The sequence below is a fragment of the Schumannella sp. GW821-FHT10F01 genome, assembly GCF_058809295.1.
Window position 1 is genome coordinate 114,061 of the sequence record NZ_JBXASM010000001.1, and the last position, 13,567, is coordinate 127,627.

Genomic DNA, 13,567 nt, shown 5'->3' on the forward strand with positions numbered 1-13,567 from the left:
GATGCCCGACGACAGGATCCGCCGCGTGGCCGCACTGCTCTACCGCCTCGGACGATTCGCCGCACGCCGGCGCTGGACCGTGCTCATCGCCTGGGTGGTGGTGCTCGGCATCGCCGCCGGCGGCTACCTCATCGGCGGCGGCCGGCTCGCCTCCGGCTTCGACATCCCCGGCACCGCGACGCAGAAGGTGACCGACGAGCTGGCCGACCGGCTCTCGTCGCTCAGCGGCGGCACCGGCAGCGTCGTGTTCTCGACGGCCGACGGCTCCGCGTTCACGACGGAGCAGCAGACCGCGATCTCCGACCTCATCTCCTCCGGCGACGACCTCTCCGGCGTACGCCACGTCGTCGACCCGTTCGCGACGGAGGCGCAGCGAGCCGACCAGGCGAAGCAGCTCGCCGACGGCGAGGCGCAGCTGACCGCGTCCACCGCCCAGCTCGCGGCAGGGCAGACCCAGCTCGACGCCGCGCAGGCGGGCCTCGACGCCCAGAAGGCCCAGGCGGAGGCCGCCGGGCTGGCCGGCGCCGCGGCCCTCGCCCAGCTGGCGGCAGGGCAGACGCAGCTCGACGCGCAGCGGGCGCAGCTCGACGAGGGTCGAGCCCAGGCGATCGCGGCGCAGGCGAAGCTCGACGACGGCGCCCGCCTGCTGGAGCTCGCCGACGGCATCCGCCAGGTCTCCGACGACGGCAGCGCCGCGGTGGCGACGGTGCAGTTCACGAAAAGCCGGATGGAGCTCAGCCAGTCGGTGAAGGACGGCGTCGTCGAGCACTTCGACGGCGCGTCGATCCCAGGCGTGCGGATCGACCTCTCGACCGAGATCGCGCAGGGCGTGCCGAACATCCTCGGCCCTGGCGAGGTCGTCGGCGTCATCGTCGCGGCCGTCGTGCTGCTCGTCATGCTCGGCACGATCATCGCCGCGGCGCTGCCGCTCGTCACCGCGCTCGTCGGCGTCGGCGTCGGCGCCATGGCCAGCCTCTCGTTCTCCGGGCTCGTCGACATGAGCTCGGTCACTCCGGTGCTCGGCGTCATGCTCGGCCTCGCCGTCGGCATCGACTACGCCCTGTTCATCGTGAACCGGCACCGGCGGCAGCTCGCGCAGGGCATGGACACGCACGAGTCGATCGGCCTCGCGGTCGGCACCGCCGGCAACGCCGTCGTGTTCGCGGGCACGACCGTGCTCGTGGCGCTGCTGGCGCTCAACGTCGTCGGCATCCCGTTCCTCGGGATGATGGGCACGGTCGGCGCGGTCTGCGTCGCGATCGCCGTGCTCGTCGCGATCAGCGCGACACCGGCGCTGCTGTCGCTGGCCGGGGGGCGCGTGCTCTCGAAGCGCGCCCGCGCCCGCCTGGCCGCGAAGGCGGAGCGGGAGCACGCCACCCCGAAGGCGATGCCCACCTGGCGGGCCATCGTGACCGTGCTGGTCGCCGCGGCGGCGCTGCTGACCGTCGCGATCCCGGCCGGGTCCATGCGGCTCGGCCTCCCCGACGGCTCGTCCGAGCCCGTCGACTCGTCGCAGTACCGCGCCTACAAGGTGATGGACGAGCGCTTCGGCACCGGCTCGAACGGCCCGCTGCTCGTCACGGTCGACACCCGCGATGCGGTCTCGGAGGATGACGAGCTCGCCACCCAGGTCGCGATCGCCGCGGCGCTCGCCGACCGGAAGGATGTCGCCGCGGTCGCGCCGATCGCGGTCGCGGACGACCGGAAGCTGCTCGCGTTCCAGGTGCTGCCGGAGAGCGGCCCGCTCGACGCGGAGACCGAGACGCTCGTGCGCGACCTGCGCACCCTGTCCTTCGACGGCGTCGACTCGGGCCACCCGGAGATCGACGCGCTGCTCGCGGACGCCCGGGTCGGCGTCGCCGGCCAGGCGGCCGGCAACATCGACGTGTCGCAGAAGCTGCAGGACGTGCTGCCGCTCTACCTCGTCGTGGTCGTCGGCCTCTCGTTCCTGATCATGATCCTCGTGTTCCGGTCCCTGCTCGTGCCGCTGCTGGCGACCGGCGGGTTCGTGCTCTCGCTGCTCGCGACCTACGGCGCGCTCACCGCGGTGTACCAGTGGGGCTGGCTCGCGCCCGTGTTCGGCGTGCACGATCCGGGCCCGCTGCTGAACTTCCTGCCGGTGATCCTCGTCGGCATCCTGTTCGGGCTCGCGATGGACTACCAGCTGTTCCTGGTGTCCGGGATGCGCGAGGCGCACGCGCACGGCATGGCCGCGCGGCCCGCGGTCGTGGCCGGCTTCCGTGCCGGCCGCTCGGTGGTCACCGCCGCCGGCATCATCATGATCGCCGTCTTCGGCGGGTTCATCTTCTCGGAGGCCTCGCTGATCCGCCCGATCGGATTCGGTCTCGCGGCGGGCGTGCTGCTCGACGCGTTCGTGGTGCGGATGCTGCTGATCCCCGCGATCATGCACCTGCTCGGGCGCTCGGCCTGGTGGCTCCCGCGCTGGCTCGGCCGCATCCTCCCGGACGTCGACATCGAGGGGGCCGCGCTCGAGCGCAGCCATGGGATCGGCGCGGGCCCCGGCGAGCGCGTCGCCGAGCCCGGCTCGTCCGAGGCGGAGGCCGCCCGGGTCTGACCGGACGCAGACCGCTCCGCACGCCCCCGGACTGGGGACGCACCTCGACCGAACCGCGGATCGCCGGGCGCCGAACTCCTGACATCACGACGGGGCGGACCCAGCCGCCACCGCCGTCGACGCCACGCGGGGTCCACCGCGGGCCCGCTCGGGGATCCCATCGGGGGATCGGATCCCCGGGCGCACCGGCTCCGGGCCGGCCGCTCACCCGAATGGCGGTCGGCCCGGACGGTCTCTCCGCGCACCACCACGTCCGCGGAGACGCGGTTCACCCCTCGGAGGTGCCGTACCCCTTCGGCATCTCGAAGGGGCAGTACAGCTCCATCTGCGGCGCGACGCGCACCTGCGCCTCGGTGAGCGCCTGGTTCACGCTCTTCGAGCCGAGCGTGATGCTGCCCCACGCGGCGCTGAGGGAGTCGGACCAGAGCTGGCTCACCGGGAACGGCGGGCGCGAGGTCGACACGTCGAACAGGTCGATGTGGAACTTCAGGTCCTTCGTCAGCACCGGGTCCTTCGTGGTCTCGAGCACCTTCTTGCTCGTCGGCAGCGTGTAGCCCTGCGGCATGTAGATCGCCTGCCCCTCGGGCCCGGCGTAGAACTTCATGAACTCCCACGTCTCGCGGGAGAGCGACGAGCCCTTCGGGCACACGACGCTGAAACCACCCGACCAGGTGCGGTTCGGATCGCCCTCGTTGAAGACCGGCAGGTTCGTGATGCCGAAGTCGAGCTTCGGCACGTACTTGCGCATGGCCTGCTGGAACGCCGGCGTCTGCACCTGGAAGCCCTGCTTGCCGCTGAAGAACGAGGTCTGGGCCGGCGGGTGGTTCGGCGGCTCGTAGGTCGCCTTGAACGCGTCGACCTTCGCGTAGCCGATGCGCCGCGCCTCGTCGTAGATGTACTGGAACGCGTCGACGATCGGCTTCTGCAGCAGGTCGATCGTGCACGACTTCTGGTCGAAGTAGGTCGCGCCGTTCTGCACCATCCAGGTGAACCAGAACGCCTGGCCGTCCCAGGGGATGTTGCCGATCTTCGTGTAGTTGCCGCGCCCGTCCTTCTCAGTCATCTTGTCGCCGAGCTCCCGCAGGCGGTCGACGGTGATCGGATCCGGGTTCTGCTCCGGATCCAGCTCGTCGAGGTCGAGTCCGGCATCCCGGATCATCTTGCGGTTGTAGTACAGCGCGCGGGTGTCCGACTCCGTGGGCAGGCCGTAGAGCTTGCCGTTGTAGGTCAGCTCGTCGGCGGCGAAGCCGAGGTACTGCGACCGGATCGCGTCGACCCCGTCGCCGAACTTCTCGGCCATGCCGTCGATCGGCTCGATGAGCCCGAGCGCCGCGTACTGCGCCGACGTGTACCGGTCCATGAACCAGACGTCGGGCGCGGTGCCGCCGCGCACGGCCGTGATGACGCTGGTCGCATCGCCGGTGCCGTTCGACGGCACCGTCTTCTTGATGACCTTGATGTCGCGGCCGACGTCGGTCTTCGCGAAGGCGGCGAGGATCTGGTCCTCGACCTTCCCGAGATCGCCGGACTGGCCCCAGTAGGTGACCGTGCCGGGCTCGCTCGCCGGGCGGCAGCCCGCCAGCGCGCCGACTCCGGCCAGACCGGCGACGGCGGCGCCGCCGGTCAGGAATGTGCGTCGATCCATGGTGTGACGCCTCCGATCGGGCTCCGTTGCCCATCGTGGTGATGTGAGGTGAGGTGGTGCCGGTCAGTCGCCGACGGTTCCGTAGCCCTTGGGCATCTCGAACGGGCAGTACAGCTGCATCTGCGGTGCGACGCGGGCCTGCGCCGCCTCGAGGGCGCCCTTGGCGGTGCGCGACCCGAGCTTCACGTTCTCCTGCGCCTGCGACATCGAGTCCCACCAGAGCTGGCTCACCGGGAACGGCGGCCGCGAGGTCGACGACGAGTACAGGTCGATGAAGAACTTCAGGTCCTTCGTGAAGACCGGGTTCTCGGAGGTCTTCAGCACCTCGAGGTTCGTCGGCAGCGTGTAGGCGCGGGGGTGGTAGATCTCCTGCGCCTGGCGCGACGTGTAGAACTTCATGAACTCCCACACGTCCTTCGACAGCGACGAGCCCTTCGGGCAGACCAGGCTGAACCCGCCGGACCAGGTGTACGGATCGTCGCCCTGCTCGAACGCCGGCAGGTACGTGACGCCGAACTTCAGCTTCGGCACGTACTTGCGCATCGAGAACTGGAAGAACGGGCCCGAGATCATGAAGCCCTGCTTGCCGCTGAAGAACGACGTCTGCGCGGGCGGGTGGTTCGGCGGCTCGTAGGTCGCCTTGAACGCGTCGACCTTCGGGAAGTCCATCCGCCGCGCCTCGTCGTAGAGGTACTGGTACGCGGTGAGGGTCTTGTCGGTATCGATCGTGATCTCGCACGAGTCGTCGTCGAAGAACGTCGCCTTCTTGCCGAGGGCCCAGGTGTAGCCCCAGCCCTCCTGATCCCAGGGGATGAGGCCGAGCTGGGTGTAGTTGCCGCGTCCGTCCTTCTTCGTCAGCGTCTCGCTGATCTCCCGCACGCGGTCGATGGTGAGAGCGCCGTTGGCGGGGTCGAGCTCGTCGAGGTCGACCCCGGCCTCCTTCATCATGTCGACGTTGTAGTAGAGCCCGCGGGTGTCCGCCTCGGTCGGGAGGCCGTAGAGCTCGCCGTTATAGGTGAGCTCGTTCACCGCGAAGCCGAGGTACTTGGAGCGGACGTCGTCGACGTCGTCGCCCCATTTCTCGATCATCTTGTCGATCGGCTCGAGCAGCCCGAGGGAGGCGTACTGGGCCGCGCTGAAGCGGTCCATGAACCACACGTCGGGCGCCGTGCCGCCGCGGACGGCGGTGATGACGCTGGTCGCGTCGCCGGTGCCGTTCGAGGGCACGATGCTCTTGTCGATCGCGACGTCGGCGCCGGCCGAGGTCTTCTTGAAGGCGTCGAAGATGAGCTGCTCGTTCTTCGCGTTGTCGCCCGAGATGCCCCAGTAGGTGAGCTGGCCCGGCGTCGACCGTGGCGCGCAGCCGGCCAGGGCACCGGCGCCCGCGAGAGCGCCGATGCCGGCCGCGCCGGTGAGGAAGGTGCGCCGGTCGATCACTTGAACCCTCCGATGGTGATGCCGCGGATGAAGTACCGCTGGAAGACGAAGAACAGGACGATGAGCGGGATGATCACCAGGAACGAGGCGGCCATCAGCTCGTTGAACTGGATGTCCTGCGCGTTGGTCTGGCGGAACGCCTGCATTCCGATGGAGAGCGTCTGCACGTCCTGGTCCTGCAGGTAGATCAGCGGGCCCATGAAGTCGTTCCAGGCGCCGACCGCGGCGAAGATCGCGACGGCGGTGATCGCCGGACGCGCCGACGGGAACACGACGCGCCACGCGATCCGCCACTCGCTCGCACCGTCGAGACGGGCGGCGTCGAGCATGTCCTTCGGCACCTGCAGCAGGAACTGCCGCAGCAGGAAGGTGAAGAACGCGCTGGCGAACAGGTTCGGCAGGATCAGCGGCAGGAAGGTGTTGACCGCCCCGAGCTTCGCCCAGAGGTCGAACATCGGGATCAGCGTGACCGGGAACGGCAGGAACAGCGTGGCGAGCACGATGTAGAACACCCGGTCGCGGCCCGGCCACTCGATGCACGAGAAGCCGTAGGCGACCACGAAGTTCGACACGACGGCGAACAGCGTGCCGACGACGGTGATGATCACCGAGTTTCGGAAGAACTGCCAGAACGGGAACGCGTTCACCGCGTTGACGAAGTTCTCCCAGTGCAGCTCGGTCGGGAACCAGGTCGGCGGGTAGGCCGCGAGCTCCTGGTCGCCCTTCAGGGCCGAGGCGACCATCCAGTAGAGCGGCAGCAGGAAGAGCAGGCTGAGGGCGATCAGCACGACGCGCGCGAGGATCGAGGAGTACCAGGTGCGGCGGCTGCCGTCGCTGTTGAACCCGTTGTCGCGGCGGAGCGTGCGCTCCTCGGTGCCGTCGCCGTCGTCGACGGACTGCGACGAGCTGGGAGGCGTGGTGATGGTGGTCATCGTCGGTCTCCTTATCCCGCGCTCACGTCGTAGTTCACGAAGCGCCGCGACAGCCAGTACACGAGGCCGGCCATGAGCATGCCCACGATGAACAGCAGCACCGCCAGGGCCGACGCGTAGCCGAGCGAGGCGTAGCTGAAGGCGTTCTTGTAGAGGTAGAGCATGTAGAACAACGTGCCGTTGTCCGGGCCGCCGACGCCGTTCGTCAGCACGTACGCCTCGGTGAAGACCTGCAGCGATCCGGAGATGCCGGTGATGAGGTTGAAGAGGATCACCGGGCTCAGCAGCGGCAGCGTGAGCGACCAGAACTGGCGGATCGGGCCGGCGCCGTCGATGCGGGCCGCTTCGTACAGCGTGGTCGGGATGTTGCGGAGTCCCGCGAGGTAGATGAGCGCCGCGTTGCCGGCGCCGAGCTGGGCCATCAGCACGATGACCGTCTTGGCGCTGGTCGGCTCCCCGAGCAGGTTGGTGTTCTCGCCGCCGAACAGCTTGAGGAACTGGTTCAGCACGCCGAAGTTCGGGTTCGTGAACACCACGAAGATGAACGACATCGCGAACGCCGGGACGAGCGACGGGATGTAGAGCGCGGTGCGGTAGACCGCGACCTCGCGCACGTTGCGGTTCATCGCCATCGCGAGCACGAGGGCCACGACGAGGCCGATCGGCACGGCGAGCGCCGCGTAGTAGAGCGTGTTGCCCGTCGACGTCGCCACGAGCGGGTCGGTGAACGCCGTCAGGTAGTTGCCGAGTCCGACCCACACCGGGTCGCTCATGCCCGAGTAGCGGGTGAGGCTCACGGCGATGGAGTAGATCAGCGGGTACGCGACGAAGACGAGCACGCCGACGATCCAGGGCGAGACGAACAGCAGGCCCAGTCGCAGGGCCCGCTTCTCTCGCAGGGAGAGCGGATGCCGCTTGCGCGGCGTCTCCGCTCTCGCGGTCGATGCCGGTCGCGCCACCGCGCTCCCGGCAGGGATGGAGTTCGCCATCGAACCCTCCTCGTCGTACTACGTCGTACTCGTTCGGCGAGGGCGTCCACCCCCGTTCGGGGGTCGGAGGGACCCTCGATCGGTCGACTATACGACTTTTCTCCAACGACTTGAATAACCCCCCAGGATCTGCTCGGATGGAGACATCCCCCTTCGACGATGAAACGGATGACAGTGTCTGACGCACCACTCCGCGTCGCCGTGCTCGGCTTCTGGCACGTGCACGCCGGCGACTACGCCAACTCGACCGTCCAGCACCCCGGCACCGAGCTGGTCGCGGTCTGGGACGACGACCAGGAGCGCGGACGCGCCGGCGCCGAGCGCTTCGGCGTCGAGTACACCGCCGACCTCGACGCACTGCTCGCCCGCGACGATGTCGATGCGGTGACCATCACGACCTCGACGGACGTGCACCGCGACCTCATGGTGAAGGCCGCGAACGCCGGGAAGCACATCTTCACGGAGAAGCTGCTCGCCCCCACCGTGGCGGAGGCGGAGGAGATCATCGCCGCCTGCGACGCGAACGGCGTGAAGCTCATCGTCTCGCTGCCGCGGCTCTACCACGGCTACACCGCCGCGATCCGCGAGCAGCTCGACGCCGGCAAGCTCGGCACCGTGAACTACGCGCGGGTGCGGCTGTCGCACGACGGCGCCATCTCGCACGACGGCGGCGAGCCGTGGCTGCCGGAGCGCTTCTTCGACCCGGCGACGGCCATCGGCGGGGCGCTCACCGACCTCGGCTGCCACCCCGTCTACCTGACGCAGCTGTTCCTCGGCGCCCGTCCGGAGACCGTCGACGCGATCTACCGCTCGGTCACGGACCGGGCGGTCGAGGACCACGCGGTCGTCACCGTCGGCTACCCGGACCAGGCGATCGGCGTGATCGAGGCCGGCTTCGTCTCGGGCAACCCGTTCACGATCGACGTGTTCGGCACCGAGGGCGCGCTGAGCTACACCGACACGGGCAACCGCCTCACCGCGTCGGGCGCCGCCTTCGGCGAGGGCGTCGTCGACCTGCCGGTGCCGGAGCACGGCCAGGACGCCTTCGGGCAGTGGGTCGACCACATCCGATCCGGCACCCGCGCCGACGACAACCTCGCGCGAGCCGTCGAGCTCACGCGCCTCGTCGTCGCCGCGAACGAGGCCGCCGCGAGCGGCCGATCGGTCAGCACCGCAGCCTGACCTCTCGGCGGGCCGCCACGGCGGGTGGCTGAGCCTGCCGAAGCCCGAACTCCCAGAACCCAGAACCTCGAGAAGGAGAACACCATGGCCGAGATCATCAAGGTCGGCATCATCGGCGGCGGCGGCATCGCCTCCGCGCACATCCGCGGCTACGCCGCCAACCCCGACGTCATCGCCGTCACCGCGATCGCGGACGCCGTGCCGGAGACCGCGGAGCGCCGCGGCACCGAGCTGGGCGTGCCCTCGTTCACCGACTACAACGAGATGCTCGCCTCGGCGGACATCGACGCGGTCGACATCTGCCTGCCCCACCACCTGCACCGCGACGCGATCGTGGCGGCGGCGAAGGCCGGCAAGCACATCCTGTGCGAGAAGCCGCTCTGCCTGAGCCCCGACGAGGCGAAGGACGTGCAGGCGGCGGTCGCCGAGGCCGGCGTCACGCTGATGTGCGCCCACAACCAGCTGTTCATGCCGGCCGTCGCCAAGGCCAAGGAGCTGCTCGACGGCGGCGTGCTCGGCAAGGTCTACGAGGTGCGCACCACCGACAGCTTCTTCAACAACTTCGACCCGAAGAACATGGGCTGGCGTGCCCACGCCTCCACCAGCGGCGGCGGCGAGCTCATCGACACCGGCTACCACCCGAGCTACCTGCTCATGCACCTCGCCGGCGGCGTGCCGACCGAGGCCGTGGCGCTCCTGTCGACCCACCGCCTCGAGTTCATGGAGGGCGAGGACTCGGCGCAGGTGCTGTTCCGCTTCGACAACGGCGTGGTCGGCCAGCTCGCCACCAGCTGGGCCTACAACCCGGCGCCCGGCACCGAGCGGTTCAGCGTCGTCGGCGAGCTCGGCTCGCTGTCGAGCGACGGCACCTCGCTCACCTGGAAGATCTACGAGGGCGAGGAGCAGTCGGAGTCGTTCGAGGACATCGACACCTTCGGCGCGGAGATCCGCGCGTTCGGCGAGAGCCTGCGCGACGGCACCCGCCCCCTCCACACGGAGAAGGAGGGCATCGCCGTGCTCGGCATGATCCTCGCCGCGTACGAGGGCGCCCGCACCAAGACGATCGCGCCCGTGCTCCAGGCGGAGTCCGTGGGCGCCTGATCCCTGTGGGGCCGGCCGGGTGATCCCCGGACGGCCTCGCCGGAGCCCGGGAGGCCGCACCGCGACCTTCCGGGTCCGACCGCATGACCGCCGGCCCGGCCGCTACCGGGCCGGCGGTCATGTCGTCTTGCGGGTTTCTCGGGCTCCTCGGGTGCTCCGCGCGCCGGGCCGGGTGTTCCGTCGGCCCGGACGGAGTGCATCGGTCCGGGCGCGCGCCCCGCGCGATGCGACGGCGAGAACGCCCAGGTCTTCGGACAAGCTGTGACGGATGGGCCGCTGAGCAACGCCCGCCCCGTGGGCCCCGAGTCGGCCGAAGATTCGGACGGGGGCCGCCCGTGCCAGCGATCGGCGAGCAAGCGACCGGCGAGCAAGCGACTGGCGAGCGGGGGATCGACGGGTCCTGGATGCGGGGCGCGCTCGGCGGCAGGATCGGGTCATGAGCGAGAGCATCCCCGAGGCCGTGCAGCGCATGATCGACGCGACCAACGCCGGTGACACCGACGCGTTCGTCGCGTCGTTCACCGACGACGCGCACCTCGTCGACTGGGGGCGCGCGTTCGACGGCCACGACGGCGTGCGGTCGTGGGACCGCACCGACAACATCGGCCGGCACGCGCACTTCGAGGCGACCGGATCCCGCCGCGACGGCGGCGACGACATCGTCACGCTCGTCGTCACCGGCGGCGGCTTCAACGGCACGAGCGACATCCGCTTCACCGTGCGCGACGGACTGCTCGCGCGGATGATCATCGAGGCCGACTGAGCCGTGCTCTGACAGGCGGGGATGTTACGAGCCCCCGCCGCAGGATGCGACGGGGGCTCGGATGGAGCTGCTACACCGTGTCGGGCGCTCCTGGTCCGACCCGTGGTCTGCCGGTCTTCCGACCTTCGCTCACGGTAACGGCCCGTCTGCGGCGTCCCGGCCGCAGACCGGAGATCCCCGGTGTGCTCCCAGCAGGATCAGCTGGGCTCGCAGCTCATGGTGGTGAACGCGATGCCGCTGATCTTGCCGCCCGGGCCGAGGATCGCGACGTTGGAGCCGTTGTAGTCGAGGTACAGGCGGCCGGAGCTGCGGTTCAGCTTGGCGGACTGTCCCCCGCCGATGCTGCCGACCGAGCGGTCGGTTCCGTTGCAGACCGTCGTGGACAGGAAGCCGCCGGTGTAGCCGGCAGCAGCCCAGGCGCACGAGTAGCCGGACTTGCACTGCTCGACGGACTGCGGCGAGACGTTCGCGGCGTTCGCGGGGGCGACGGCCACGAGGACGAGGCCCGCGGCAGCCGCCGCGGACAGGACGAGTTTCTTCAAGATCTACTCCCAGCAGAGATACGTGACAGGTGTGCCGGGAGCAAGGGACGAATCCGCTCCCGACCTGTACGCAACTTCACTAGAAAGCAGGGCTCCTGTCGAGCGATCGAAGATGAGAGTGCGGGTGAGTTTGACCGAATCGGCGGTGGCCTCGGTCGAGAAGGCGACGCCAGTCCGCCCGAGCCGGTCCACCGCGATGCCGTCGAGGTGGGCCGAGCGCGAAGCCGAGATGGCCGCAAGGTAGGTGACCGTGTCAGCGGGCCATTCGAACGACGCACGCTCGATTGCGGCGAAAGTCCTCGCGGTGGCGCTGCCGCCGAAGTCGGCAGGCAGCGGTGCTACGAGCTCCGCCACCGAGTTCGGCGCCGCCGGGTAGTCGCTCGCTCGGAGCGTCGCAAGCGGCTGGCTTCCGATCGCCGATCCCGGCTTCCTGCTCGACGATCCCGGCGGGATGCCGTAGGCCCACGAGCCCACCGTGAAGGCGTCCTCGCCGGAGCCGTCGGCGTGGCGCACGCGGGTGACGTTCTCCGGAGCGGTCCACGACGTGGGAGCCGCGTCGTAGCCGTCGTCCTGGATGGCCAGCGACCAGCTCGTCCACCTCACCGTCACGTCGCCGTTGGCGGCCGGGGCGGCCGCCGGCTGCGCCGCCGCCGTCGCGGCGAGCTCCGCCGCGACGCTCTGCACGGTGCCCGAGATCGGGGTGGTCTTCAGCGGCGGCGGCGTGACGGCCCAGCTGGCCGTGGCCGGCGCGCCGAGGGTGACGGCGATCGCGACGACGGTCGCGGCGGCGCCGACGGTGAGCAGCGAGAGCCCACCGCCGATCACGAGGCGGCGCGGCCGCAGACGAGCCCCGAGCGCGGCGAGGCGCGCGCCGAGGGTCCGCGATCGCGCCGCCCTCGTGCCGGCGACCCCCCGGTCTGCAGAAGCGGGTGCGAGGGCGGGTGCGCCCTCGAGGATGCGGCGGAGGTCGTCCTGCGCCCGCAGCGTGAGCGGCGCATCGCGGCGCGACTCGAGCGGGCTCGCGGCGCGGAGGCGCGCGGCGAGGTCGTCGGAGAGCATCGCGTCGGAGAGCGGCGCGGAGTGCAGCGACTCGGAGGGCTCGTCCGACGGACGGGGGAGGCGGTCGTCGCGTCCGGTCATCGCGGGCCTCCCTTCTCGTCCTGCTCGTCGAGCACTTTCTTCAATGCGGTGCGGGCCCGGTTGAGCCGGACCCAGAGTGCGGTGGTCGTGATGCCGAGGATCTCGGCCATCTCAGCGCCCGAGAGCTCCTCCCAGTACGCCATGAAGAGCAGCTCGCGATCCTTCTCCCGAAGCACGAGCATCGCGTCGCGCACGCGGCGGTTCTGCTCGTCGTCGACGGGGGCATCGGGTTCGAGCGACATCCTCGTCCAGAGGGCGTCTGCCCTGCCGGCTCGGCGGTACTCGTTGCCGATGACGTTCCTGACCACCCCGTAGACCCACGGGACGGACAGCTCATCGCCGCTCTGCCATCGCTGCCACGCGACGCGGAACACCTCTGAGGCCACGTCCTCCGCTGTGGAGCGGTCGCCGAGGCGCCGCTCGCATGTCGTCAGCACGAGCGAGTACGTCCGCCGATAGAAATCGGCGAACTCGCTCGTGTCCTCGCCCACGCGGCAGTTTCCCCCTGCTGCGCCGGCGAAGCCTGACTCGATGCGTTGTCATCCGTTACATTTCCGGCGCTGGCCCCGACCTTACAAGGGCGTCGCGGATCCTCACGGCGCGCCCGGATCCGGACCCGCGGAAAGTTTTTTCCGACGTCCGTGTAAGGGATCGCCCTGAGGGGGAAATGTCCTCCATGTACGGCGTCAATCTGCGCTCGGTCCCACCGTTCGGGTCGGTGGTCGGGGCGCGACGCCGGGCCTGACCCCGCTGGCCGCCCTTGTTCGGGTGGGCGGCCAGCGGGAGCCCCTCCTCGGACGTTCGGGTTCCGGGGAGCGGGGCTGTGCCGTCCGGGCGACGACGGGCCGCGCCCGGCTTGCGGAGTCACCCTCCGTTGACGCCGCCGGCACGGGCGTGCCCGTCGAGCCAGCGCCGGTGGGCGCGCATCGCCGCGGATCGCAGCGTGCGGAAGTAGCCGATCAGCGTGCGCGCCTCCGGCTCGCCGCTGACCACGCGGTAGCCGCGCTCGCCGCCGATCTCGAGCGCCCGGATGACGGCGTAGCGCTCGCCGGACGGCGACAGCATGTGCCACTCGCCGGGCGCCACCTCGACGGCGGAGAGCAGCGGATGCCAGTCCCGCTGGAAGCCGTCCTGCGCGCGGCGCGCGGCGGCGGGCGCGTCACGCTGGTGATGCTGCACGGCGGGCTCCTCGACGGCGATCCGACGCAGCCGGCCCTGCATCCGCGATCGTAGTCGGCGCCCACCGACGGTCCGGTCCTAG

12 protein-coding genes are annotated in these 13,567 nt (G+C 70.2%); 4 read left to right on the plus strand and 8 right to left on the minus strand.

Annotation, left to right across the window (positions count from 1 at the left end; translation table 11 throughout):
• Positions 1–25 precede the first annotated feature (25 nt).
• Positions 26–2,575: an MMPL family transporter gene (locus AC1RSJ_RS00640; RefSeq protein ID WP_493116382.1), complete on the plus strand. Its 2,550-nt coding sequence runs from the start codon at positions 26–28 to the stop codon at positions 2,573–2,575.
• 268 nt (positions 2,576–2,843) lie between these two features.
• Here AC1RSJ_RS00640 and AC1RSJ_RS00645 read toward each other — a convergent pair whose 3' ends face one another.
• The 4 genes from AC1RSJ_RS00645 to AC1RSJ_RS00660 form a co-directional block, all read right to left on the minus strand.
• Complete coding sequence (locus tag AC1RSJ_RS00645) at positions 2,844–4,220, minus strand: ABC transporter substrate-binding protein (protein ID WP_493116383.1); 1,377 nt, start codon at positions 4,218–4,220, stop codon at positions 2,844–2,846.
• 63 nt (positions 4,221–4,283) lie between these two features.
• A complete protein-coding gene (locus AC1RSJ_RS00650) occupies positions 4,284–5,657 on the minus strand; it encodes an ABC transporter substrate-binding protein (protein ID WP_493116384.1) in 1,374 nt (457 codons plus the stop codon).
• A complete protein-coding gene (locus tag AC1RSJ_RS00655; protein WP_493116385.1) occupies positions 5,654–6,589 on the minus strand; it encodes a carbohydrate ABC transporter permease in 936 nt (311 codons plus the stop codon). Before AC1RSJ_RS00655 ends, AC1RSJ_RS00650 begins: the two co-directional genes overlap by 4 nt.
• Before the next feature lie 11 nt (positions 6,590–6,600).
• Entirely contained in the window at positions 6,601–7,578 is a 978-nt protein-coding gene (locus AC1RSJ_RS00660) for a carbohydrate ABC transporter permease (RefSeq protein WP_493116386.1), read from the minus strand.
• Between the two features lie 168 nt (positions 7,579–7,746).
• Here AC1RSJ_RS00660 and AC1RSJ_RS00665 point away from each other — a divergent pair, with 168 nt between their 5' ends.
• From AC1RSJ_RS00665 to AC1RSJ_RS00675, 3 genes are all read left to right on the plus strand, one after another.
• Positions 7,747–8,760: a Gfo/Idh/MocA family protein gene (locus AC1RSJ_RS00665; protein ID WP_493116387.1), complete on the plus strand. Its 1,014-nt coding sequence runs from the start codon at positions 7,747–7,749 to the stop codon at positions 8,758–8,760.
• A gap of 84 nt (positions 8,761–8,844) precedes the next feature.
• Entirely contained in the window at positions 8,845–9,861 is a 1,017-nt protein-coding gene (locus tag AC1RSJ_RS00670) for a Gfo/Idh/MocA family protein (RefSeq protein WP_493116388.1), read from the plus strand.
• 436 nt (positions 9,862–10,297) lie between these two features.
• Complete coding sequence (locus AC1RSJ_RS00675) at positions 10,298–10,624, plus strand: nuclear transport factor 2 family protein (RefSeq protein ID WP_493116389.1); 327 nt, start codon at positions 10,298–10,300, stop codon at positions 10,622–10,624.
• A gap of 197 nt (positions 10,625–10,821) precedes the next feature.
• Here AC1RSJ_RS00675 and AC1RSJ_RS00680 read toward each other — a convergent pair whose 3' ends face one another.
• The 4 genes from AC1RSJ_RS00680 to AC1RSJ_RS00695 form a co-directional block, all read right to left on the minus strand.
• Positions 10,822–11,166: a hypothetical protein gene (locus AC1RSJ_RS00680; RefSeq protein WP_493116390.1), complete on the minus strand. Its 345-nt coding sequence runs from the start codon at positions 11,164–11,166 to the stop codon at positions 10,822–10,824.
• A gap of 3 nt (positions 11,167–11,169) precedes the next feature.
• Positions 11,170–12,306, minus strand: a complete 1,137-nt coding sequence (locus tag AC1RSJ_RS00685) for a hypothetical protein (protein ID WP_493116391.1) — start codon at positions 12,304–12,306, stop codon at positions 11,170–11,172.
• Positions 12,303–12,797, minus strand: a complete 495-nt coding sequence (locus AC1RSJ_RS00690; RefSeq protein ID WP_493116392.1) for an RNA polymerase sigma factor — start codon at positions 12,795–12,797, stop codon at positions 12,303–12,305. Before AC1RSJ_RS00690 ends, AC1RSJ_RS00685 begins: the two co-directional genes overlap by 4 nt.
• Positions 12,798–13,170: 373 nt before the next feature.
• On the minus strand, positions 13,171–13,527 hold the full coding sequence (locus AC1RSJ_RS00695) for a hypothetical protein (RefSeq protein ID WP_493116393.1): 357 nt from the start codon (positions 13,525–13,527) through the stop codon (positions 13,171–13,173).
• Positions 13,528–13,567: the final 40 nt, after the last annotated feature.

What these genes read in the sequence shown, in the direction of transcription:
- AC1RSJ_RS00645 (WP_493116383.1), bottom strand. Translation starts at nt 4,220, where the DNA reads ATGGATCGACGCACATTCCTGACCGGCGGCGCCGCCGTCGCCGGTCTG.
- AC1RSJ_RS00655 (WP_493116385.1), bottom strand. Translation starts at nt 6,589, where the DNA reads ATGACCACCATCACCACGCCTCCCAGCTCGTCGCAGTCCGTCGACGAC.
- AC1RSJ_RS00660 (WP_493116386.1), bottom strand. Translation starts at nt 7,578, where the DNA reads ATGGCGAACTCCATCCCTGCCGGGAGCGCGGTGGCGCGACCGGCATCG.
- AC1RSJ_RS00665 (WP_493116387.1), top strand. Translation starts at nt 7,747, where the DNA reads ATGACAGTGTCTGACGCACCACTCCGCGTCGCCGTGCTCGGCTTCTGG.
- AC1RSJ_RS00670 (WP_493116388.1), top strand. Translation starts at nt 8,845, where the DNA reads ATGGCCGAGATCATCAAGGTCGGCATCATCGGCGGCGGCGGCATCGCC.
- AC1RSJ_RS00675 (WP_493116389.1), top strand. Translation starts at nt 10,298, where the DNA reads ATGAGCGAGAGCATCCCCGAGGCCGTGCAGCGCATGATCGACGCGACC.
- AC1RSJ_RS00685 (WP_493116391.1), bottom strand. Translation starts at nt 12,306, where the DNA reads ATGACCGGACGCGACGACCGCCTCCCCCGTCCGTCGGACGAGCCCTCC.
- AC1RSJ_RS00695 (WP_493116393.1), bottom strand. Translation starts at nt 13,527, where the DNA reads ATGCAGGGCCGGCTGCGTCGGATCGCCGTCGAGGAGCCCGCCGTGCAG.